Source organism: Streptomyces sp. NPDC049597 (genome assembly GCF_040675505.1).
Lineage (GTDB): Bacteria > Actinomycetota > Actinomycetes > Streptomycetales > Streptomycetaceae > Streptomyces.
Window position 1 is genome coordinate 143647 of the sequence record NZ_JBFAOY010000009.1, and the last position, 20067, is coordinate 163713.

At 73.0% G+C, this 20067-nt stretch carries 22 protein-coding genes; 11 read left to right on the top strand and 11 right to left on the bottom strand.

Features of this window, described 5'->3' with window-relative positions; genetic code table 11:
- Nucleotides 1–56: 56 nt before the first annotated feature.
- The gene (locus AB0K02_RS13370) at nucleotides 57–776 is read right to left on the bottom strand and encodes a ScbR family autoregulator-binding transcription factor (protein WP_365992515.1); all 720 of its coding nucleotides are present in this window, start codon (nucleotides 774–776) and stop codon (nucleotides 57–59) included.
- A 284-nt stretch (nucleotides 777–1060) separates the two neighbouring features.
- Here AB0K02_RS13370 and AB0K02_RS13375 point away from each other — a divergent pair, with 284 nt between their 5' ends.
- A complete protein-coding gene (locus AB0K02_RS13375) occupies nucleotides 1061–1969 on the top strand; it encodes a zinc-binding dehydrogenase (RefSeq protein WP_365992516.1) in 909 nt (302 codons plus the stop codon).
- A 424-nt stretch (nucleotides 1970–2393) separates the two neighbouring features.
- Here the strand turns inward: AB0K02_RS13375 and AB0K02_RS13380 are convergent, their stop codons facing one another.
- Entirely contained in the window at nucleotides 2394–4052 is a 1659-nt protein-coding gene (locus AB0K02_RS13380) for a bifunctional 3'-5' exonuclease/DNA polymerase (protein ID WP_365992517.1), read from the bottom strand.
- Nucleotides 4053–4100: 48 nt separating this feature from the next.
- Nucleotides 4101–4661 carry a sugar O-acetyltransferase gene (locus tag AB0K02_RS13385; protein ID WP_365992518.1) on the bottom strand — a complete coding sequence of 187 codons (561 nt, stop codon included), beginning with the start codon at nucleotides 4659–4661 and terminating at the stop codon, nucleotides 4101–4103.
- A 110-nt stretch (nucleotides 4662–4771) separates the two neighbouring features.
- Here AB0K02_RS13385 and AB0K02_RS13390 point away from each other — a divergent pair, with 110 nt between their 5' ends.
- From AB0K02_RS13390 to AB0K02_RS13400, 3 genes are all read left to right on the top strand, one after another.
- Nucleotides 4772–5434, top strand: coding sequence for a lipoprotein (locus AB0K02_RS13390; RefSeq protein WP_365992519.1), 663 nt, complete (start codon nucleotides 4772–4774; stop codon nucleotides 5432–5434).
- Between the two features lie 172 nt (nucleotides 5435–5606).
- Entirely contained in the window at nucleotides 5607–7406 is a 1800-nt protein-coding gene (locus AB0K02_RS13395; RefSeq protein ID WP_365992520.1) for a SpoIIE family protein phosphatase, read from the top strand.
- Nucleotides 7407–7499: 93 nt separating this feature from the next.
- Nucleotides 7500–8630, top strand: a complete 1131-nt coding sequence (locus AB0K02_RS13400; RefSeq protein WP_365992600.1) for a DUF2786 domain-containing protein — start codon at nucleotides 7500–7502, stop codon at nucleotides 8628–8630.
- 151 nt (nucleotides 8631–8781) lie between these two features.
- Here the strand turns inward: AB0K02_RS13400 and AB0K02_RS13405 are convergent, their stop codons facing one another.
- The 7 genes from AB0K02_RS13405 to rpmB form a co-directional block, all read right to left on the bottom strand.
- A complete protein-coding gene (locus AB0K02_RS13405) occupies nucleotides 8782–9432 on the bottom strand; it encodes an LUD domain-containing protein (protein ID WP_365992521.1) in 651 nt (216 codons plus the stop codon).
- A complete protein-coding gene (locus AB0K02_RS13410; protein ID WP_365992523.1) occupies nucleotides 9429–10988 on the bottom strand; it encodes a lactate utilization protein B in 1560 nt (519 codons plus the stop codon). The genes AB0K02_RS13405 and AB0K02_RS13410 overlap by 4 nt, the downstream gene beginning before the upstream one ends.
- Entirely contained in the window at nucleotides 10985–11752 is a 768-nt protein-coding gene (locus tag AB0K02_RS13415) for a (Fe-S)-binding protein (RefSeq protein ID WP_365992524.1), read from the bottom strand. Before AB0K02_RS13415 ends, AB0K02_RS13410 begins: the two co-directional genes overlap by 4 nt.
- Nucleotides 11753–11802: 50 nt before the next feature.
- Nucleotides 11803–12552, bottom strand: coding sequence for an FCD domain-containing protein (locus AB0K02_RS13420; protein WP_365992525.1), 750 nt, complete (start codon nucleotides 12550–12552; stop codon nucleotides 11803–11805).
- 698 nt (nucleotides 12553–13250) lie between these two features.
- On the bottom strand, nucleotides 13251–13730 hold the full coding sequence (locus AB0K02_RS13425) for a hypothetical protein (RefSeq protein ID WP_365992526.1): 480 nt from the start codon (nucleotides 13728–13730) through the stop codon (nucleotides 13251–13253).
- A 68-nt stretch (nucleotides 13731–13798) separates the two neighbouring features.
- Nucleotides 13799–14104, bottom strand: a complete 306-nt coding sequence (gene rpsN, locus AB0K02_RS13430; protein WP_365992527.1) for a 30S ribosomal protein S14 — start codon at nucleotides 14102–14104, stop codon at nucleotides 13799–13801.
- Nucleotides 14104–14340, bottom strand: coding sequence for a 50S ribosomal protein L28 (gene rpmB, locus AB0K02_RS13435; protein ID WP_365992601.1), 237 nt, complete (start codon nucleotides 14338–14340; stop codon nucleotides 14104–14106). Before rpmB ends, rpsN begins: the two co-directional genes overlap by 1 nt.
- Nucleotides 14341–14401: 61 nt before the next feature.
- On the opposite strand from rpmB, the gene rpmG reads away from it, so the two are divergent.
- The 5 genes from rpmG to AB0K02_RS13460 all read left to right on the top strand — a co-directional run bounded on the left by rpmG (nucleotide 14402) and on the right by AB0K02_RS13460 (nucleotide 16634).
- Nucleotides 14402–14566: a 50S ribosomal protein L33 gene (rpmG, locus tag AB0K02_RS13440; protein ID WP_333932256.1), complete on the top strand. Its 165-nt coding sequence runs from the start codon at nucleotides 14402–14404 to the stop codon at nucleotides 14564–14566.
- Between the two features lie 5 nt (nucleotides 14567–14571).
- Nucleotides 14572–14853, top strand: a complete 282-nt coding sequence (locus tag AB0K02_RS13445) for a type B 50S ribosomal protein L31 (RefSeq protein ID WP_365992528.1) — start codon at nucleotides 14572–14574, stop codon at nucleotides 14851–14853.
- A complete protein-coding gene (locus AB0K02_RS13450) occupies nucleotides 14853–15986 on the top strand; it encodes a GTP-binding protein (protein WP_365992529.1) in 1134 nt (377 codons plus the stop codon). Before AB0K02_RS13445 ends, AB0K02_RS13450 begins: the two co-directional genes overlap by 1 nt.
- Before the next feature lies 1 nt (nucleotide 15987).
- Entirely contained in the window at nucleotides 15988–16230 is a 243-nt protein-coding gene (gene rpsR / locus AB0K02_RS13455) for a 30S ribosomal protein S18 (protein ID WP_365992530.1), read from the top strand.
- A gap of 167 nt (nucleotides 16231–16397) precedes the next feature.
- The gene (locus AB0K02_RS13460) at nucleotides 16398–16634 is read left to right on the top strand and encodes a DUF397 domain-containing protein (protein ID WP_177149558.1); all 237 of its coding nucleotides are present in this window, start codon (nucleotides 16398–16400) and stop codon (nucleotides 16632–16634) included.
- Between the two features lie 45 nt (nucleotides 16635–16679).
- Here the strand turns inward: AB0K02_RS13460 and AB0K02_RS13465 are convergent, their stop codons facing one another.
- Complete coding sequence (locus AB0K02_RS13465) at nucleotides 16680–17174, bottom strand: ATP-binding protein (protein ID WP_365992531.1); 495 nt, start codon at nucleotides 17172–17174, stop codon at nucleotides 16680–16682.
- A 324-nt stretch (nucleotides 17175–17498) separates the two neighbouring features.
- Between AB0K02_RS13465 and AB0K02_RS13470 the strand changes: the two genes are divergently transcribed.
- Together AB0K02_RS13470 and AB0K02_RS13475 are read left to right on the top strand one after the other, a co-directional pair.
- A complete protein-coding gene (locus tag AB0K02_RS13470; RefSeq protein WP_365992532.1) occupies nucleotides 17499–18398 on the top strand; it encodes a helix-turn-helix transcriptional regulator in 900 nt (299 codons plus the stop codon).
- A gap of 91 nt (nucleotides 18399–18489) precedes the next feature.
- The gene (locus AB0K02_RS13475; RefSeq protein ID WP_365992533.1) at nucleotides 18490–19947 is read left to right on the top strand and encodes an aldehyde dehydrogenase family protein; all 1458 of its coding nucleotides are present in this window, start codon (nucleotides 18490–18492) and stop codon (nucleotides 19945–19947) included.
- Nucleotides 19948–20067 lie beyond the last annotated feature (120 nt).

The window sequence follows — 20067 nt, forward strand, 5'->3', positions numbered from 1 at the left end:
AGGGGCCGGCGGCCGCCGTCTCGGCATCCCGGCAGGGGAGGGGCTGCGGTGGGGCGTCAGGGCTCCGCCGCGCGCGGTCCCAGCGGGCACAGCGCGCCGTCCTCGTCCCCGCAGGGGCGGGAGCCGTGCGCCATCAGCACCGGCAGATGCCCCACGGCCGCCACCTCGGGCAGCACGAGCTCCCAGATCCGGCTGAGCCACGCGCGGGGCGGCTCGGGGGGATCGTCGGCACCCTGCGGCGGTACCAGTTCGGCCAGGACGCCGTGGTCGCGCACGGTCGTCTCCAGACCTGACATCAGGTACGCCACGAGGACGGCGACCGTGTGGACGTTCGCACCAGGGATCAGGGACCCGTCGGTCCGGGCGTGGCGCAGCAGCCGGCGTACGGCCTCCGCCCACGCCGCGTTCCAGTGGTGCGGGAGCTCGGTGCTCGCGGGGCGCTCCCGGGCCAGGCGGGCTCCCGCCCGCGCCACGGGGTCCCGCTCCAGCAGGGCGGCGAGCTCGTGCGTGATGTCGATGACGGACTGCAGTGCCGGGCCGGGGCGGCGGCGGACGGCGTCGACGACGGTCCGGGCGGCGAGGTGGGCGGACTCCTGGACGGCGTCCGCGAGTTCGTCCTTGGAGGCGAAGTGGAACGACAGCGCGCCCTTGGACACACCGGCGGCCTCGCTGATCCGGGTGAGGGAGGAGCGCTCGTAGCCGACGTCGTCGAAGGTCAGGGCCGCCGCGCGGATGAGGGACCGTCTGGTCTGTTCCGCCCGCTCCTGCTTGGCCACCGCCGCCACCCCTTCCTCGCGATCCGCAATACGAGGGACATCTCCCACCACAGAAACCTACCATGCGGTTTCTTTACTGGCCCTTGGTGTGCGGGGTCCGACCGGTTTTCGCTCTCATTGGCTGCTGAAACTACCCCGAACCGGGAGGTGGGAGCCCCCTGGAGGCCCAGACATTGTCATCTCCGCAGGTTCACATGAAGAAAGAAACCGTTTAGTCGGTTGTTTATACGTGCCCGTACTCCATCCGTGGACGGGCGCACCGGACAGAAGGGTGGGAATCGAGAGTGCGTGCGATCCAGTTCAGCCGATTCGGCGGTCCCGAGGTGCTGGAGGCCGTCAAGGTGCCCGATCCCGTACCGGGGCCGGGCGAGCTGTTGCTCACGGTGGAGGCGGCCGGCGTGAACTACGCCGACACCCTCGTCGTCGACGGCTCCTACGCCGTAGCGGAATCGCTGCCGCGCATACCGGGCAGCGAGATCGTCGGCCGCACCGAGGACGGGCGCCGGGTGCTCGCCCGGGTGGCGAACGGGTACGCCGAGCTGGCCGTCGCCAAGGAGGCGGCCGTCGTCGCGATACCGGACGACCTCGACGCGGGACAGGCGCTGGCCCTGCTGATGCAGGGCCTGACCGCCTGGCACCTGCTGAGGTCGGCCGCCCGCATCCAGCCGGGGGAGACGGTGGTCGTGCACGCGGCGGGCGGGGGCGTGGGCAGTCTCGCCGTACAGCTGGCCGGGATCTTCGGCGCCGGCCGGGTCCTGGCCCAGGCGTCGACACCCGAGAAGCGTGAACTCGCCCTGAAGCTGGGGGCGGACGCGGTGGCCCAGTACCCGCTCGCGGAGCGTGCGGACGTGATCCTGGACGCGACGGGCGGGGAACTGTTCGCGCAGGCGCTGTCGTCGCTCGCGGACTTCGGCCGACTGGTGACGTACGGGGACGCGCGGAGGGAGGGGCTGCCGCCCGTGGACCCGGCGAGGCTGCTGCGACTGAACGCGGCGGTGGTCGGCTTCTGGCTCCGCCCGACGCTGGCGCGGCCGGGGGCGGTGTCGGGTCCGCTGGCGGAGATGCTGCGCCTGGTGTCGCAGGGCCGCCTGACGCCGGTGACGTCGCCGCCGTACGCGCTCGGCGAGGCCCGCCGCGCCTTCGAGGACCTGCGCGGGCGCCGTACGACGGGCAAGGTGTTTCTGCGCCCGTGACGCGTTGTCGGCGGGGCCGGCGTTCGAGGCCATGTCCGCGGGGCGTGGCCGTGGCGCCGGGGGGTGGCCGGGTCCGCGAGTTCGGCCGGGTCGCCGGGGCTCTGCCCCGGACCCCGCGCCTCAATCGCCGGCGGGGCTGGAATTGGCCCGGTCCGTCGGCGCGGCCGTCCTGCCGGGCTGGGTTGGCCCGGTCCGTCGGCGCTGCGTGTCTGCGGGGCGCGCGTTCCAGCCCGGCGGTTGAGGACATGTCCGCGGGCGTGGCCGTGGCGCCGGGGGGTGGCCGGGTCCGCGACCTCGGCCGGGTCGCCGGGGCTTTGCCCCGGGCCCCGCGCCTCAATCGCCGGCGGGGCTGGAATTGGCCCGGTCCGTCGGTGCGGCGGTCCCGCGGGGCTGGGATTGGCCCGGTCCGTCGGTACGGCGCCGTCTACTTCGCGTCCGCGTAGCGCTCCACCACCGCCACCGTGAACGGGAACCGCACCGGTGTGTCGCCGAAGGCGATCCGGCCCGCGAGCGCGCCGGCCTCGCGGATCGCTCGGGTCACCGCTTCCGTCTCCTCCAGCGGGCAGTGCACGATCACCTCGTCGTGCTGGAAGAACACCAGCTCCGCCCGCATCCCCGCCGTCGACCGCCGCAGCGCCGCCAGCATCAGCAGGGCCCAGTCCGCGGCGCTGCCCTGCACCACGAAGTTCCTCGTGAAGCGGCCCCTCGCGCGGGCGTCGGAGGAGGAGGGGCGGCCGCGCTCCTCGTCGTCCTCCTGGGGGATGCCCGCCTCGTCCGACCCGCTCTCCTCGGCCCCCGGGCTCGTCCGGCCGAGCCAGGTGCGGACGCGGCGGCCCTCCTCTCCCGCCTTCGCCGCCTCGTCCACATACGCCACGGCCCGCGGGAACCGGCGCCGCAGGGCCGCCAGGTTCTTCATGCCGTCACCCGACGTCTGTCCGTAGATCGCGCCGAGCAGCGCGAGTTTCGCGTGCGCGCGGTCGCCGGAGAACGCGCGGTCGGACAGCGCGGTGTACAGGTCGCCGTCGTGACCGGCGACCTCCATCAGCCCCCGGTCACGGGAGATCGCCGCCAGCACCCGCGGCTCCATCTGGTCCGCGTCGGCCACCACCAGCCGCCAGCCCTCGTCCGCGACCACCGCCCGCCGGATCACCTTGGGGATCTGCAGCGCCCCGCCGCCGTTGGTCGTCCACCGCCCCGACACGGTGCCGCCGGGCTGGTACTCCGGCCGGAACCGCCCGTCGCGCACCCAGTCCTGCAGCCAGCCCCAGCCGTGCGCGGTCCAGATGCGGTACAGCCTCTTGTACCGGATCAGCGGATCGACCGCCGGATGGTCGATCCCCGCCAGCTCCCAGCGGCGGGTCGACCTCACCCTGATCCCGGCCCCCGCGAACGCCTTCACCACGTCAGCCGGCAGATCCGGCCGCACCCGCCGTCCGAACGCCGCCGAGACCTCGTCAGCCAGCTCCGCGAGGCGGCGCGGCTCGCCGCCGCCCGCGTACCGCTCGCCGAGCAGTTCGTGCAGGACCTCGCGGTGCACATCGGCCCGCCACGGCAGGCCCGCCCGGTGCATCTCGGCGGCCACCAGCATCCCCGCCGACTCGGCGGCTGTCAGCAGCCGCATCCGCCCCGGGTGTTCGGCGGCGTCGTGCCGTCCGAGCTGCCCGGCGTAGACCTCCAGCAGAGCCTCCAGCGGCAGCGGCGCCGGCTGCGGCTCGAACAGCGGGGTCTGCGAGCCCGGCACGGCCGCGCGCGACGGGGGATCGGGCGGCACGGGCGCGTTCCGCAGGCGCGCCCACGCGGCCGTTGCCGAGCGCGGCTCGCCCAGCCGCCCCTCGTGGCCGAGCAGCAGCAGCTCCGCGTCCTCGATGTCGTAGCACCGGTCGACCCTGACGCCCGCCGCGAGCAGGCGGGGATAGACCTCCGCGGTGGACCGCCACACCCACCGGCCCACGCCGGGCCGGGAGCGGACCGCCTCGACGAGGTCGGGCTCGGTGACGACCGGTCCCGCGGGCAGGCCGTCGGGGCCGAGGGGGACGAGCCGTGCCCCGTCCCCGTCCGCCGCCACGGCCCACCGCTCGCTCACGGGTTCGAGTGTGGCAGCAGGGTCGGACAACGCGCCGTTCCGCCGCCGTCAGCCGCTGAGGCGGCGCACGACGCGGGCCGGGCTGCCGACCGCGAGCACCCCGGCTGGCAGGTCCCCGGTGACGACGGATCCCGCGCCGACCACGGTGTTCTCGCCGATCGTCGCCCCGGGGCAGACGATCACCCCGCCGCCCAGCCAGACGTTGTCGCCGACGGCCACCGGGTCCGCCCGCTCCCAGCCGGCGCGGCGGCGTTCGGTGTCCAGCTCGTGGGTGGGCGTGAGGAGCTGGACGTTCGGGCCGATCTGCACGTCGGCGCCGATCGTGATGGGGGCGGCGTCCAGGAAGACCGCGTTGAAGTTGACGAACGTCCGGTCCCCGATGCGGATGTTGTAGCCGTAGTCGCAGTGGAACGGCGGCCGGATGCGCACCTGCCGGCCCAGGCCGCCGAGCAGTTCGGCGAGGATCCGCTCCCGGTCCGCGGGTGCCGCGCCACCGCCCGCGTTGTACGCCGCGCACAGCGCGAAGCGCCGCTCGGTGTCCTCGGCCAGCTCGGGATCGTCGGGCAGGTACCACTCGCCCGCCAGCATCCGGTCCTTGTTCACGCCCATGCGCGGTCCGCCCCTCGGCTCCGGTCGTCGCCTCCGTACGATTGATCCCTACTACGCGGCCGGTCCGGCCGCGAGCACATTCACAGGGTGGGGATCCTCCGGTGCGAGAAGTGACGCAAGGGCGTGCGCGCGGCGCGGCCGTCAAGGCGGCGACGGCCGTCCTGGTGCTGGGCGCGGTGACCGGCTGCTCGCCGGAGCCGGCGGCGGACGCCGGGGCCGGGGCCAGCAGCACGGCGGACGCCACGGCGACTCCCGCCGCCGCGGGCTCCGTGAAGAAGGGGGACACCATCGGCGGCCCCGGCTCGGCGTGCCCGATGCCCGTCACCTTCGACGTCGCGGCCGACTGGCAGCCCGAGGCGGTCGACAGCGGCGGCGCGGACGACGAGTTCGGCGCTCTTCTGCGGCAGGGCACCGTCACGCTGGTCTGCGAGATCGACGCGAAGCCCGCGGGGAACATCGGCTTCATCCGCGTCTGGGCGGGCGGCACGGCGGGCGACGACATCCGTCAGGCGCTGCGGGCGTTCGTCGCGGACGCGGCCAAGAGCCGCGAGAAGGAGGCGTACACCGCCACGAAGGCGGGCGAGCTGGACGCCGTCGAGGTCACGTACGTCAACACCGACGAGCTCATCGGTGAACCGAAGAAGGAGCGCGCCTTCGCCGTGGCGACGCCCGAGGGCGTCGTGGTCGTGGACCTCGGGGGACTCGACACCCAGGAGCACGAGCAGATGCTCCCCGCGTACGAACTGGCCAGGAAGAGCCTGCGTACCGGCTGACGCCCGATGCCCCGCGGCCGCGGGCCGGTTCTGCCGCCCCGCTGCCGGAATCGGCCCCTTCGCCGTACTCTGACGACCGCGGCCGGCGGCCCCGCCGTCCGGCAAGCGTGGCGGCCTGTGACAGGGCACACTGTGGACCGAGTGCGGGCGAAGGCGACGGGAGGCCGAAACGGTGAACGGCGGCAGCCGCAAACGGCGCCTGACCAGCCGGATCTCGTCCGGGAGCGGCGCATCGGCCCACCGTTACGGCAGTGCGGGCCCGCGATTCCGCCGGGGCAGGGGACTCGTACCGCCCGACCAGTTCACCACCCGCAGCAGGCTAGCCTGGCTGAACTCCGCCACGTCCAGGATCGGTACGACCCTGGACCTGGAACGCACGGCACAGGAACTCGCCGAGTTCACCGTGCCCCGCTTCGCCGACGGGGCCGCCGTCGACATCCTCGAGAGCGTCCTGAGCGGGGACGAGGGCAGCAGGCGGACCCGCACGGGCATCCCCGCCATGCGGGCCACGGCGCTGTGCGCCATCGAGGAGCTCTCCTCCCTGGAACCGACACCGGTGGGAGAGACCTTCGTCCACGACGAGTTGCCGCACGAGACGCTGCTCCACCGGTACTGCCTCCGGCAGGGCAAGCCGGTCCTTCTGAGCCGGATGAACGACGACGACTACGCGCGCGTCGCGCCCACCGCGAGCGCGGCCGTCAAGATGCGCGCCGCGGGAGTCCACAGCTACCTGGCCGTGCCCCTGATCGCCCGGGGGGTGCTGCTCGGCACCGCCGACTTCGTCCGCGGACCCGGCACGCCGCCGTTCTCCTCGACGGACCTCGCCCTGGCGGAACAGCTCGCCTCCAAGGCCGCCGTCTTCATCGACAACGCCCGACTCTACGGACGCGAGCGCGAGCACGTCGTCTCCCTGCAGCGCAGCCTCCTGCCGCGCGCGACCCCGGTCACCCCCGGCCTGCGGGTGCACGCCGAGTACGCGCCCTCCGACGCCGGCCACGGCGTGGGCGGCGACTGGTACGACGTCATGGCCCTGCCCAGCGGGCGCACGGCACTCATGGTCGGCGACGTCATGGGACACGGCCTGCCGGCCGCCGCCACGATGGGGCGGCTGCGGACGGTCGCCCGCACGCTCATGACCCTGGACATGGCCCCGGAGCGGGTCCTCGCCCGGCTCGACCTGGCCACCCGCGACCTGGAGGACGAACAGGTCGCCACCTGCCTGTGCGCGGTCTACGACCCGGCCGACTCCACTTACACGCTGGCCAGCGCGGGACACCTGCCGCCCCTGCTGCTCGATGGGCCGGGCTCGGCCTCCTTCGTGGAGGTGCCGGCCGGCGCGCCGCTCGGCGCGGGAGTGATCCCGTACGACCCGCTGCGGCTGAAGGTCCCGGAGGGCGGCCGGCTGGTCCTGTACACGGACGGACTCGTCAAGTCCCGGACCCAGGACATGGACGTCCAGCTGGAGCGGCTGCGCACCTCGGCGCTGGGTCTCGGCCCCGGGGAGCTGGAGGCGGGCGGCCTGCTGGAGCGCGCACCGGCCACCGCCGTCCGGTTCGACGAGGCCGTGCTCCTCGTCGCCGCGGACTCCTCGTTCCCGCGCACCGATCTGCGGGTGTGGGAGCTGCCGAAGGACGGCCGGGCCGCCTCTGTCGCCCGCGGTCTCGTCACCGGCCAGCTCGCCTCCTGGGGCCTCGGGGAGCTCGCCGACATCTGCGAACTCGTCGTCTCCGAACTGGTCGGCAACGCCCTGCGCTACGGCAACGGCCCCGGCCAGCTGCGGCTGCTGCGAGGCGAACGCCTCACCGTGGAGGTCTCCGACACCGGCCCCGACCTGCCCCAGATCCAGCACGCGGACCTCAGCGACGAGGGCGGGCGGGGCCTCCAGCTGATCAACATGCTCTGCCGCCGCTGGGGTTCGTGCCGCACGGTCACGGGCAAGGTGGTGTGGGCGGAGCAGAACATCGCCCCGTAGGCGCGGGACCACCACCGGCCCGAGCCCGCGCGGGTCCCGCGGCGGTGCGGTGTCCACAGGCTGTGGACGGCCGACCCCGTGCCCCGTGACACCATCGGGTGTGTGAACACGGTCGAGAAGGCGCTGGCGGCGGCGCTGTACGCGGACGGCGACGAATCGCTGGACACCGCCGCCTCCCTCCTCGCCGCCGACCCGTCCGCCGACGCGGAACTGCGCCGATGCGGCGAGGAGTTGCTGCGTCGTGCCTGGGAGCGCGGCTGGCAGCCGGCCGACGTCCTCCGCCTGGTCCGGCGCGACCTCGACGACGCCCACGAGCGCCTGGCCGCCGACCTGGTCACCGCCGAGTCGCGCACCTACGGCGAGCGGCTCGCACCGCGCTGGCGGGCCCAGCTCGCCGACCTCGCCGACCACGAGCCGTACCGGGCCGACCGGTTCACGCACGCGACCTCCCTCCTGGAGCTGTACCGCCTGCTCGCGCGTCTGCCCGGGATCGAGCCCGTCGCCCCGCCGCCGGGCACGCCCCTGACGGCGAGGGCCTCCGCGCACGAGCCGCGCATGCTCACCCGGGTCCGCGCCCTGCTGGCCAAGGCCGAGGCGACGGAGTACCCGGAGGAGGCGGAGGCGCTCACCGCGAAGGCGCAGGAGCTGATGGCCCGCCACAGCATCGACGAGGCCGTCCTCGCCCACGGCGCGCACAGCAAGGACGCGCCGTCCGCCTGCCGCATCGGCGTGGACGCCCCGTACGAGACGGCCAAGGCGGTCCTGCTCGACGCGGTCGCCTCCGCGAACCGCTGCCGCGCCGTCTGGAACAGCGCCTTCGGATTCAGCACCGTCGTGGGCTTCGAGGGCGATCTCGAAGCGGTCGAACTGCTCTACACCTCGCTGCTCGTCCAGGGTGCCGGAGCCATGACGAAGGCCGAGTCCGCCCAGCGGGCGGGCGGGCGCAGGCGCACGAAGACCTTCCGGCAGTCGTTCTGGACGGCGTACGCCTCCCGCCTGGGCGAGCATCTGACGGCCGTGGCCGAGGAGCAGGTCACCGCCGACCTGCTCCCGGTCCTGTCCACCCGCGAGGTGGCGGTCGCGGACCACGCGGACCGCATGTTCCCGGAGACGACGAGGACCCGCGTCCGCGGCGCGACGGACATCGACGGCTGGCGCGACGGCACGTCGGCGGCCGACCGGGCCCGGCGGGAGCCGCACGAGCCCCGCAAGCCGCTGCGTTAGCCGGACGCCCGGTCCGCCGCGCCCGCGATCGGACGCCCTGGTCCGCCGCGCCCGCGATCGGATGCCCCGGTTCGCCGCGCCCGCGATCGGACGCCCCGGTTCGCCGCGCCCGCCGTCGGGCCCTTGTTCGCCGCGCCCGCGATCGGACGTCTCAGACGTCGGTACGCACGATCACGTCCAGGGCGCGCGGACCGTGGACGCCCTCCACACGCTCCAGCTCGATGTCGGAGGTGGCCGACGGGCCGCTGATCAGCGTGGTGGGCCGTCCCGGCACGAGCCGGGCGAGGGCCTCGGGGACCCCCGCCTCCACCGTGGAGAGGTCGACCACGCAGACGTGGAGGTCCGGTACGAGGGACAGTGCCCGGCGGCCCTGGTCCGGCGAACCGTCCAGGAAGACGGTGCCGGTCTCCGCGCAGCCGCCGGCGGACGCCGTGACCACCCCGTCCAGCGCGTCCAGTCCGGCCGCCGGCACGTCGGCGGAGTCGACGCGCACCTCGCCGTCGTGCCCCGCCAGCCAGCCGGGGTCGAGACCCGCGGGGACGCCGATCGCGCGGGCGCCCCGCTCGCGCAGAACGCGCGCGACGACCTCGGCGGTCCGGTCGGCAGTGCAGGGGTGGACCCGTGCCCGGTAGTCGGTCAGCCGGTCGGTGAAGAGCGCCAGGCGCTCCCCGTCGGGCAGGGTGCGGCCGGTGCGGTAGTCCCGGGACACCGTCACCTCGCCGCGGGGCGCGAGCGCGAGCGCGTCGCGGACCCGGCCGAGCACGATGTCGCGGGCCGATGGCCCGGTGGCCGGTGCGGTCACTGGTCCTCCTCCGGCTCGACGCGGCCGGCCGGCCGCCGCTGTTCGCCTTCGCGGGCCGCCTCGCGCAGGGCCTCGACGCCCTCCCGCGAAGCGAACCAGGCACGGAACGTCTGCTTCGGCGGGGCGGGTGTGTCCCGGCTGTCGCTCCAGCCCGAGAACGGCGGCGGAAGACGCCGGATCGTGCCGTCCCGTCCGGCGGCCACCCGGCCGAGCCGGGCCGCCTTCTGCGCGGCGGTGTAGAGCGCCGGCCGCCTCATCACGGCCGCGGCCGCCTTCATCGCCAGCCGCTCCCCGCCGCCCCGCGACTGCTCGGTCTTCTGGTGGCGCAGCTCGACCAGCAGCGACGGGATGTCGATCTTCACGGGACAGGCGTCGAAGCAGGCGCCGCAGAGGCTGGAGGCGTACGGCAGCGAGGCGTTCGGGTCGTCATCGGCGGCGTGCATCCCGGCGAGCTGCGGGGTGAGCACCGCGCCGATCGGTCCGGGATACGTCGATCCGTAGGCGTGCCCGCCGACGCGCTCGTACACCGGGCACACGTTCAGACAGGCCGAGCAGCGGATGCAGTTGAGCGCCTCGCGGCCCGTCCGGTCGGCGAGGGCGGCGGTGCGCCCGTTGTCGAGGAGGACGAGATGGAAGTCCTGCGGCCCGTCGCCCTCGGTCACACCCGTCCACAGCGACGTGTACGGGTTCATCCGCTCTCCGGTCGAGGAGCGCGGCAGCAACTGGAGGAAGACCTCCAGGTCCTGGTGGCGCGGCAGGACCTTCTCGATTCCCATGACGGTGATCAGCGTCTCGGGCAGGGTCAGGCACATCCGGCCGTTGCCCTCGGACTCCACGACGCACAGCGTGCCGGTCTCGGCGATGCCGAAGTTGGCGCCGGACACGGCGACCTTGGTCGTCATGAACTTGTGCCGCAGGTACGCGCGGGCGGCGGCCGCCAGGTGCTCGGGCACGGAGTCGAGGTCCGGGTCGACGCCCGGGATCTCCCGCAGGAAGATGTCGCGGATCTCGTCGCGGTTGCGGTGGATCGCGGGGACCAGGATGTGCGAGGGCCGGTCGTGGCCGAGCTGCACGATCAGTTCGGCGAGGTCCGTCTCCCAGGCGGTGACGCCCTCGTCGGCCAGGTGCTCGTTGAGGCCGATCTCCTGGGTGGCCATCGACTTGACCTTGATGACCTCGTCGCTGCCGGTCGCCTTGACCAGGCGGGTGACGATCGCGTTGGCCTCGGCGCCGTCGCGGGCCCAGTGGACGGTGCCGCCCCGTTCGGTGACCTTCCGCTCCAGCTCCTCCAGCAGCTCCGGGAGCCGGTTCATGGTGTCGGTCTTGATCGCGGAGCCCGCGTCGCGCAGGTGCTCCCAGTCCGGCAGTTCACCGGTGACCGCGAGCCGCTTGGCGCGGATGGTGCGGTTGGCCCGGCCGAGGTTGCGGCGCAGCTGCGCGTTGCGCAGCTCCCCCTCGGCCGCCTCGGGGAAGGGGGCGTCACCGCGCAGGTTTCCGGTGCCGTAGGGGACGCGCGGCGGCCTGGCGGGCATGCCGAGGAAGGTGCTGCTGCTCATCGGGCGGCCTCCGTCGGGGCGTACGGCGAGGTGCGGGTGGCGGCGAGGATCTGGGCGAGGTGCAGCGTGCGCGTGCCTGCCCCGGTACGGGAGAGCCCGCCGCCGATGTGCATCAGGCAGGACGAGTCACCGGCGGTGCAGACGTCCGCGCCGGTCGAGACGACGTGGCCCACCTTGTCCTGGAGCATGGCGGTGGAGGTCCCGGCGTTCTTCAGGGCGAACGTCCCGCCGAAGCCGCAGCACGCGTCGGCCTCCGGCAGCTCCACGAGGTCGATGCCCTCCACGGCGCGCAGCAGTCGCAGCGGCTTGTCGCCGACGCGCAGCATCCGCAAGGAGTGGCAGGTGGGGTGGTAGGTGACGCGGTGCGGGAAGTACGCCCCCACGTCCGTGACGCCGAGCATGTCGACGAGGAGCTCCGACAGCTCGTACGTCTTCGCCTTCACCCCGGCGACAGCCGTGACGAGCGCCGGGTCGCCGTACCGCCGGGCGACGGTCTCGTGCTGGTGGCGTACCGATCCGGCGCACGAGCCGGACGGCATGACCACGGCGTCGACGGAGGAGTCGCCGAACCGGTCGGCGAAGTTCCGTACGAGCGGGAGGGTTTCGCGCTGGTAGCCGGTGTTGATGTGCATCTGGCCGCAGCAGGTCTGCTCGGGCGGGAAGAGGATCTCGTGGCCGAGGCGGGCGAGCAGAAGGGCGGTCGACCGCACCGCGTCGGGGAAGAGCGTGTCTCCCAGGCAGGTGGCGAAGAGTCCGATGCGCATCGAGCGAGCCCTTCCTCGAGTATGGTCCGACCATACTAACGACGGGCCGTTCAGGGGGACAGCTGTGGGTCCTCCCCGTCCGACGCGTCGACCAGGGAACCGTGGAAACCGCGGATGTGCCGCTCGGCGAGATCGGCGGCCGCACCGCCCTCGCCCTCCCGTACCAGCCGCAGCAGCTCCGTGTGCTCGGCGCTCAGCGCGGCGGCCGTGGCGGGCCAGTCGTCCACCGCCTCCAGGGCGCGCAGGATCAGCGGCCGCACCGACTCGCGCACGGCCGAGGTCAGCGTCGAGGTGAGCCGGTTGCCGGAGCCGCGGGCGATCAGGACGTGGAAGCGGGTGTCCAGGTCGTTGAACTCGGCCACGTCGATGTCCGGCTCCCGCAGCCGGGCCAGGATGTCCTCCGCCTCCGCCAGCAGCTCCCGCGAGGCGTGCCGAGCCGCCGCCTCGAAGCTGGAGCGCTCCAGGACGACCCGGGCCTCCAGCATGTCCTGGAGGGTGTAGCTGCCGAGGGCGAAGTGCAGCCGCAGCAGGCGGCCGAGGGCGTCGTCCGGGTTGCGCACCATCCGGGCGCCGGAGTCGGGGCCCCGTCCGGCCTGTGCGGACAGCACTCCGATCGTCTCCAGTACCCGCAGCGCCTCCCGCAGCGCGGACCGGCTGACCCCGAGCACGGGGGCCAGCTCGCGCTCGGGCGGCAGCCGGTCGCCGGCCTTGAGCTCGCCGGAGAGCACCCGCTCCTCGATGCTCTCCAGGACGAGCTCGTGCGTGCGGGACTGCCGTACGGGCCGCCACTCGGCAGTCATCGGTTGGCTCCTCGGCTCGGTGACAGGGGTGGTCACCACGCTATGGCACACCCGACCGATGATCCGACCGCTCCCGCTCCCGCTCCCGCTCCCGCTCCAGCCGCGCGGCCCGGTCGCGGTCGCCGGGGCGGGTGCGTCCCTGAGAGCGGCGGAAGGCGGTCCGGGAGCACGGGGCCCAGGCCGGGGCCCGGCCCGCGACGCGCTCGCGGCGTGGGCGATGCCGCCGGATCGGGGCCCGGAGGCGACCCGGGCGGCCGGGACTCCCACGGCCCCGCACGCTGTCCTGCGCAGCGGGGGGCGGGCAGTCCGCGACGCGCTCGCTGCCTGGGCGATGCCGCCGGACCCTGGAGGCCGCCCCGTGCGACAGGGACTCCCGCGGTCCCGCACGACGCTGTCCTGCGCGGCGGGGGCGGGCGGCCCGCGACGCGCTCGCGGCGTGGGCGATGCCGCCGAGTCAAGGCCCGGAGGCGGCCCCGGGCGGCTGGGACTCCCGCGGTCCGGCACGACGCTGTCCTGCGCAGCGGGGCGGCTGTGCTCCTCCCCGCGCCGGAGGACGTCCGAAGTCCTGGACGACGAAGGGCCGCGGACCCGTGAGGAGTCCGCGGCCCGGGAGCGGCGCCCGGCACTTCGCGCGGGACCGCCCCCGACCCGTGCGCCGGAAGGCGCGGCAGCCCGGCCGCCGCGCGGGAGTCCGCGTGTCAGGGGGCCGGTACGCCCGTCGGCAGACCGGTGGGCAGACCCTCCGGCGGCTCGCCGGCATCGCTCTTCCTCAGCGTGTCCTTCCTGCCCGCGCCCCAGGAGATGACCAGCGTCGTCCCGTCGTTGGACTCGACCGAGCCCGTCGTGCGGTCGGTGTTCCCGTCCGCGCACGTCAGCGACAGCGTCTGCCCGCCCGTGTCCTGCACCTCGCCGGTGCAGGCGTGACCGTCGGCGAGCAGCGCCGCCTTGCCCTGCGTGACGGACAGGGCCACCGGCTTGCCGTCGCTGAGGCCCGTCCAGGTGCCCTCGACGTCGCGGGGCCTGCCTTCGCCGCCGCCGGTGTCGGCGGTCTCGGTGGGCGCGGCCGACGCCTTGTCGCCGCCACCGGTGTCACCACTCTCACCGCTGCCGCAGCCGGCCAGGGCGAGGGCGGCGACGAGGCCGGCCGCGGCGGCCGACATGCGTACGAGCTTGTGCACGGATCTGTCCCCTTGCTGCCACGGGTCAACACGCCCGCGGACCCGGTCGGTTGCAAGACCGCGCCAAGCTACCAGGACGCCTTGCGCACGCCCGGGAGGAAACCGGCGTGGGCCTGCTCGCGCATCCGGACCCTGGAGATCCCGAACTTCCGCAGGTGGCCGCGGGGCCGTCCGTCGACGCCGTCGCGGTTGCGCACCCGCGTCGCGCTGGCGTCCCGGGGCTGACGCCGCAACTCCGCCTGGGCGGCGGCGCGTTCGTCGTCGGTGCTGGAAGGCCTGCGGATGATCTCCTTCAGCTCCGCGCGGCGCTCGGCGTACCGCTCGACGACGCTCCTGCGGTGCTCGTTGCGGGCGATCTTGCTCTTCTTGGCCATCAGACCTTCACTCCCCGGGCGCGGATGCGGGCCACGGCGGCCTCGATGCCGATGGTGTCGACCGTCTTCACGGCCCGGGCGCTGAGCGTGAGGCGCACATGGCGTCCCTCGCTCGGCAGCCAGTAGCGCTTGCGCTGGATGTTGGGGTCGAAGCGGCGTGATGTGCGCCGGTGGGAGTGGGAGATCCGGTTGCCGAAGCCGGGCTTCGACCCGGTCAGCATGCAGTGGGCGGACATGGGTGAGGCACCTCTCGTCTGGGTCATTTGGTAATGGAAACCATTTCCATATACTACCGGCATGGCTCGCAACGAACTCCGCCCGGTCATCAAGCTCCGCTCCACCGCGGGCACCGGCTACACCTACGTCACCCGCAAGAACCGCCGTAACGACCCCGACCGCCTGACGCTGCGCAAGTTCGACCCGGTCGCCGGCCGCCACGTCGACTTCCGTGAGGAGCGCTGAACCCGATGAAGCACGGCATCCGTCCCCTGCCTTCGGCGGGGAGGCCCCATTCCCCGTACGCACCGGTCGTCTTCCGTGACAAGGTCGCGAACTTCGCGATCCTCACGCGCTCGACCGCCACCAGCGACAAGACGATCGACTGGGAGGACGGCAACACCTACCCGGTCATCGACGTCGAGATCTCCTCGGCGAGCCACCCCTTCTACACGGGCCAGGCGCGCGTCCTCGACACCGCCGGACGCGTCGAGCGTTTCGAGCGCCGCTACGGCCGTCGCGAGGCCCGCTGATGCTGTCCGTCGCGATCGTCGCCGGACTGCACGCCGACGCCCGCCGCGAGACCGTGGAGCGGCTGCTCGCCTCGGTGACCGGCAGCGTCGCGCTCCACCACGACCTCTCCACGGCCGAGCGGGGCACCGTCGTGCGCACGGTGCGCGACGCGTTCCGTGTCCGGGACACCGGCGAGACGCCGCTGGTCAACGACTGCGCCTGCTGCGCGCTGCGCGAGGACCTGGTGCCCGAGCTGGTGCGGCTCGCCGAGGACGGGGCGACCCGCCTCGCGATCGTCGAGCTGTGGGACTCCGTGGAGCCCAAGGCCATGGCCGAGGTCGTCGCCGCGCACGGCGGTGAGCGGCTCGCCGTCACCTCCGTTATGTGCGCCGTCGACCCGGCGCTGCTCCTGCCGTACCTGGGCAACGGCGACGACCTCGCCGAGGCCGGGCTCGCCGCGGCCGCGACGGACCAGCGCACGATCGCCGACACCTGGGCGCGCCAGCTGGAGTACGCGCCCGTGATCTCCGTGGTCGAGAGCGAGGACGCCGACGAGGAGGACCGCGCGCTGCTCACCCAGCTGCACCCGACCGCCCGCCGTGTCCTCGTCGGCTCGGACGAACTCGCCGCCGCGGCCGTGGCGGGCTTCGACGTGGAGGCGGCCGCCGCCGCCCAGCACCCCGCCTGCGCGCTGCTGCCGCAGGAGGCGGACGACTGCGGTGTCACCACGTACGTCTGGCACCGCGCACGCCCCTTCCATCCGGGGCGGCTGTACGCGGCGCTGGAGGACCTGACCTGCGCGGCCGCCCGCAGCCGCGGCCGGTTCTGGCTCGCCGACCGGCCGGACACCCTGCTCGCGTGGGACGCCGCCGGCGGCGCGTTGTGCGTCGAGAGCGCGGGCCCCTGGCTCGCCTCACTGCCGGACGCCGCCTGGGAGATGGTGCCGCCGGTGCGCCGGGCGGCCGCGGCCCTCGACTGGCATCCCGAGCACGGGGACTGCTGCCAGCACCTGGTCTTCACCTCGCCGGGCCTCGACCGCGACGGCCTGGAGCTGCTCCTCGAATCCTGTCTGCTGACCGACGCCGAGTACGCCGCGGGCCGCGAGGCCTGGAAGCGGCTTCCGCCCGCCTTCGACTCTCTTCTGGAGGTCTGACATGTCCCCACGTCGCACCGACCCGCGCAAGCCCGCGAAGTCCCGGCCTAATCCCCTGGACCACGCCGGAATCACCTACATCGACTACAAGGACACCGATCTGCTGCGGAAGTTCATCTCCGACCGTGGCAAGATCCGCAGCCGCCGGGTGACCCGGGTGACGGCCCAGCAGCAACGGCTGCTGGCCCGCGCGATCAAGAACGCCCGGGAGATGGCCCTGCTGCCGTACTCGTCCACCCGCTGAGACCACCGCGCACCGCACCCCAGGGGCCGGCGCGAGAGGGTTCCGTAGTCGGGGGAACACCGCCCGTGCACGTGCATCTGCCGGTGCATCCGCCCATGCATCGGCATATGAACACAGCTATGATCCCGGACAGTTGACACCTGCACCATGCACCCCGGGAGCGACTTGTGCACCACGTGTACAACGGCATGACCGCCACGGAGCTTCAGGGAGTCGTCTGGCAGAAGAGCAGACACAGCAACTCCCAGGGCTCCTGTGTGGAATTCGCCAAGCTGCCCGGCGGTGATGTGGCGATGCGCAATTCACGGCACCCGGACGGTCCCGCACTCGTATACACGCCCGCGGAGATAGAAGCGTTGCTTCTGGGGGTCAAGGACGGGGAATTCGACCACTTGGTCGCGTGAGTGGCCGGGGCGGGCCGGCCCCCGATCCGGCCCGCCCCCGCGAGGTCAGCCCAGACGGAACAGCGCCCAGACGACCTTGCCGCGCAGCGAACCGGCGAGCGGGTGCCAGCCCCAGCCGTCGCTGAAGGAATCGACGAGGAACAGACCGCGCCCCGATTCCGCCGAGAAGTCCTCCTCGGACTGCCGGGCCGTGGGCCCGTCGTGGCTGGGGTCGCGCACCGCGCACACCAACCGGCCCGTCCAGCGCATCAGATGCAGCCGCACAGGCGGTTCGCCGGCACTCTCGCGCGGCGCCGGGTCGGAGGGCAGCGCGTGGCGCAGGGCGTTGGTCACGAGCTCGGAGACGACCAGGGCGACGTCGTCGAAGCGGTGGTCCAGATCCCACTGGCCGAGCGTGGACCGGGTGAACCGGCGTGCGCCGCGCACCGCTTCGTAACGGGACGGCAGAGCGCAGGACACGGAGCTGGAGACGGCCGAGGGATCGATCGGCGGAAGGCCCTGCCGTAACGGCTCGAGCATGGTCGATCCATTCGTCCCCATGCGAGGCACTCCCGGGAATCGCGGCTGTGACGCTACAACACGAACGAGCACGCAGGTGCGGCGAGCACCATGGTTCCCAATGCGCAGGGCGGATGCAAGGGCAGATGCACGTGCACGCGCCGGACCTGTCCAGCCCCGTGCCGGTTCTTGCTCATTTCTTCCACGAGTTTCTTCGGTTCCGCGTTCATCGCCTTCTCATTTCCGTAACCGGACGAGTACGGGGTGAAGCGTTTTGGTGGCAGAATCCGGCTCTTGGGTTCGGGGGGACCCTCGTGCAGGATCGGTCTGCGCCGAAAGCGGCGTGGAGTGGGAGGGGTTGGAGTCGTGACGGCAGGCGAGGCGGCGTCGTGGGGACACCCCGGCGGTGAGGGTCCGGGCGGAGGCTCGGTGGTACGGCGGATCCTGCTGGGCTCCCAGCTCCGAAGGCTGAGGGAGTCCCGCGGCATCACCCGGGAGGCCGCCGGATACTCCATCCGCGCGTCCGAGTCCAAGATCAGCCGTATGGAGTTGGGCCGGGTGAGCTTCAAGGCGCGGGACGTCGAGGACCTGCTCACGCTCTACGGGGTGACCGACGAGGCCGAGCGCAGGTCCCTCCTCGGCCTCGCCAAGGAGGCCAACGTCGCCGGCTGGTGGCACAGCTTCGGCGACGTGCTGCCCGGCTGGTTCCAGACGTACATCGGCCTCGAAGGAGCCGCCTCCCTCATCCGCATCTACGAGGTGCAGTTCGTCCACGGGCTGCTGCAGACCGAGTCGTACGCGCACGCCGTCGTCACTCGCGGCATGCCCGACGCCCCCGCGGCCGAGATCGACCGCCGTGTCGCCCTGCGCCTGGAGAGGCAGAAAGCCCTCGTCTCCGAGCACGCCCCCCGCCTCCACGCGGTGCTCGACGAGGCGGCGCTGCGCCGGCCCTACGGCGACCGCGCGGTGATGCAGGCACAGCTGAGGCATCTCATCGAGGTCTCCGAGCAGCCGAACATCACGCTGCAGGTGATGCCGTTCAGCTTCGGCGGGCACGCGGGCGAGAGCGGCGCGTTCACGATGCTGCGGTTCCCCGAGTCGGACCTCTCCGACATCGTCTACCTGGAGCAGCTGACGAGCGCCCTCTACCTGGACAAGCGCGAGGAAGTGGCCCACTACGAGCGGGTGATGAAGCGGCTCGAGGAGGACAGCCCGGACGCGGCGGAGACCCGTGATCTTCTCCGGGGTCTCCTTCAACTCACCTGAAACACAAGTACGATGACGCCACATCAGTCCCGGACCATCTGACTTCTGTGCTTCTGCCGGCCACCGCCGCGTATGCCTCTGGAGCGATCACATGTCCTTCTTCAGTGAACTGGCACTTCAGTACATAGACGGCGAGTGGAGGCCGGGCAGCGGTTCCTGGGACATCATCGACTTCAACCCGTTCGACGGCGAGAAGCTGGCGTCCGTCACCGTGGCCACCGCGGCCGAGGTCGACCAGGCGTACCGCGCCGCCGAGCGCGCGCAGGAAGCCTGGGCCGAGACCAACCCGTACGCCCGCCGGCTGGTCTTCGAGCGCGCCCTGCGGATCATCGAGGACCGCGAGAAGGAGATCACCGAGGCGATCATCGCGGAGCTCGGCGGCACGCATCTGAAAGCGGGCTTCGAGCTGCACCTGGCCAAGGAGTTCCTGCGCGAGGCGATCCAGCTCGCCCTGCGCCCCGAGGGCCGCATCCTGCCCTCGCCGGTCGACGGCAAGGAGAACAGGGTCTACCGCGTGCCGGTCGGCGTCGTCGGTGTCATCAGCCCGTTCAACTTCCCGTTCCTGCTCTCCCTCAAGTCGGTCGCCCCGGCGCTCGCGCTCGGCAACGCCGTCGTCCTCAAGCCGCACCAGAACACCCCGATCTGCGGCGGCTCGCTCGTCGCCAAGGTCTTCGAGGACGCGGGCCTTCCGGCCGGCCTGCTGAACGTGGTCATCACCGACATCGCCGAGATCGGCGACGCCCTGCTGGAGCACCCGGTGCCCAAGGCGATCTCCTTCACCGGCTCCGACACGGTGGGCCGCCACGTCGCCACCGTCTGCGCGGCCAACTTCAAGCACGCCATCCTCGAACTGGGCGGCAACAGCGCGCTGATCGTCCTCGACGACGCCGACATCGACTACGCCGTCGACGCCGCGGTCTTCAGCCGCTACGTGCACCAGGGCCAGGTCTGCATGGCGGCCAACCGCATCCTGGTGGACCGCTCGGTGCAGCAGGAGTTCACCGAGAAGTTCGTCGCCAAGGTGAAGACGCTGAAGGTGGGCGACCCGGCCGACCCGACGACCCACATCGGCCCGCTGATCAACTCCTCGCAGGCCGAGGCGGTTTCGTCGGTCGTCGAGCAGGCGGTCGCGGCGGGGGCGACCGCGCTGCTGCACGGTGCGACGGACGGCAACCTGGTCGCGCCCTCGGTCCTGACCGACCTGCCGGCCGGCTCGCCCGTCCTCGGCCAGGAGATCTTCGGCCCGGTCGCCCTGGTGATCCCCTTCGACGGGGAGGACGAGGCGGTACGCATCGCCAACGACACCCCGTACGGCCTCAGCGGCGCCGTGCACACGGGCGACGTCGAGCGCGGTGTCCGGCTCGCCAAGCGTGTGCACACCGGCATGATCCACATCAACGACGGCACCGTGCACGACGAGCCGATCGTCCCCTTCGGCGGCGAGAAGCAGTCGGGCGTGGGCCGGCTGAACGGCGAGGCGATGCTCGCCGCGTTCACGACGCAGAAGTGGATCTCGGTGCAGCACGGCCGCTCGCAGTTCCCGTTCTGAGCCTTCCGGGCCTGCAGGCCCGCGGGCCCGCGGCTTTCGCGTGCCGTGACGTCCTGCCGTGCGGTCCTGCCGTGAGATCTTTTCCGCCCGGAGCGGCCTTGCGGACACAAGTTGTCCGCA

What these genes read in the sequence shown, in the direction of transcription:
- AB0K02_RS13475 (WP_365992533.1), top strand. Translation starts at nt 18,490, where the DNA reads ATGTCCTTCTTCAGTGAACTGGCACTTCAGTACATAGACGGCGAGTGG.
- AB0K02_RS13415 (WP_365992524.1), bottom strand. Translation starts at nt 11,752, where the DNA reads ATGCGCATCGGACTCTTCGCCACCTGCCTGGGAGACACGCTCTTCCCC.
- rpmG (WP_333932256.1), top strand. Translation starts at nt 14,402, where the DNA reads ATGGCTCGCAACGAACTCCGCCCGGTCATCAAGCTCCGCTCCACCGCG.
- rpmB (WP_365992601.1), bottom strand. Translation starts at nt 14,340, where the DNA reads ATGTCCGCCCACTGCATGCTGACCGGGTCGAAGCCCGGCTTCGGCAAC.
- AB0K02_RS13410 (WP_365992523.1), bottom strand. Translation starts at nt 10,988, where the DNA reads ATGAGCAGCAGCACCTTCCTCGGCATGCCCGCCAGGCCGCCGCGCGTC.
- AB0K02_RS13385 (WP_365992518.1), bottom strand. Translation starts at nt 4,661, where the DNA reads ATGGGCGTGAACAAGGACCGGATGCTGGCGGGCGAGTGGTACCTGCCC.
- AB0K02_RS13465 (WP_365992531.1), bottom strand. Translation starts at nt 17,174, where the DNA reads ATGGGGACGAATGGATCGACCATGCTCGAGCCGTTACGGCAGGGCCTT.
- AB0K02_RS13420 (WP_365992525.1), bottom strand. Translation starts at nt 12,552, where the DNA reads ATGACTGCCGAGTGGCGGCCCGTACGGCAGTCCCGCACGCACGAGCTC.
- AB0K02_RS13445 (WP_365992528.1), top strand. Translation starts at nt 14,572, where the DNA reads ATGAAGCACGGCATCCGTCCCCTGCCTTCGGCGGGGAGGCCCCATTCC.
- AB0K02_RS13450 (WP_365992529.1), top strand. Translation starts at nt 14,853, where the DNA reads ATGCTGTCCGTCGCGATCGTCGCCGGACTGCACGCCGACGCCCGCCGC.
- rpsN (WP_365992527.1), bottom strand. Translation starts at nt 14,104, where the DNA reads ATGGCCAAGAAGAGCAAGATCGCCCGCAACGAGCACCGCAGGAGCGTC.
- rpsR (WP_365992530.1), top strand. Translation starts at nt 15,988, where the DNA reads ATGTCCCCACGTCGCACCGACCCGCGCAAGCCCGCGAAGTCCCGGCCT.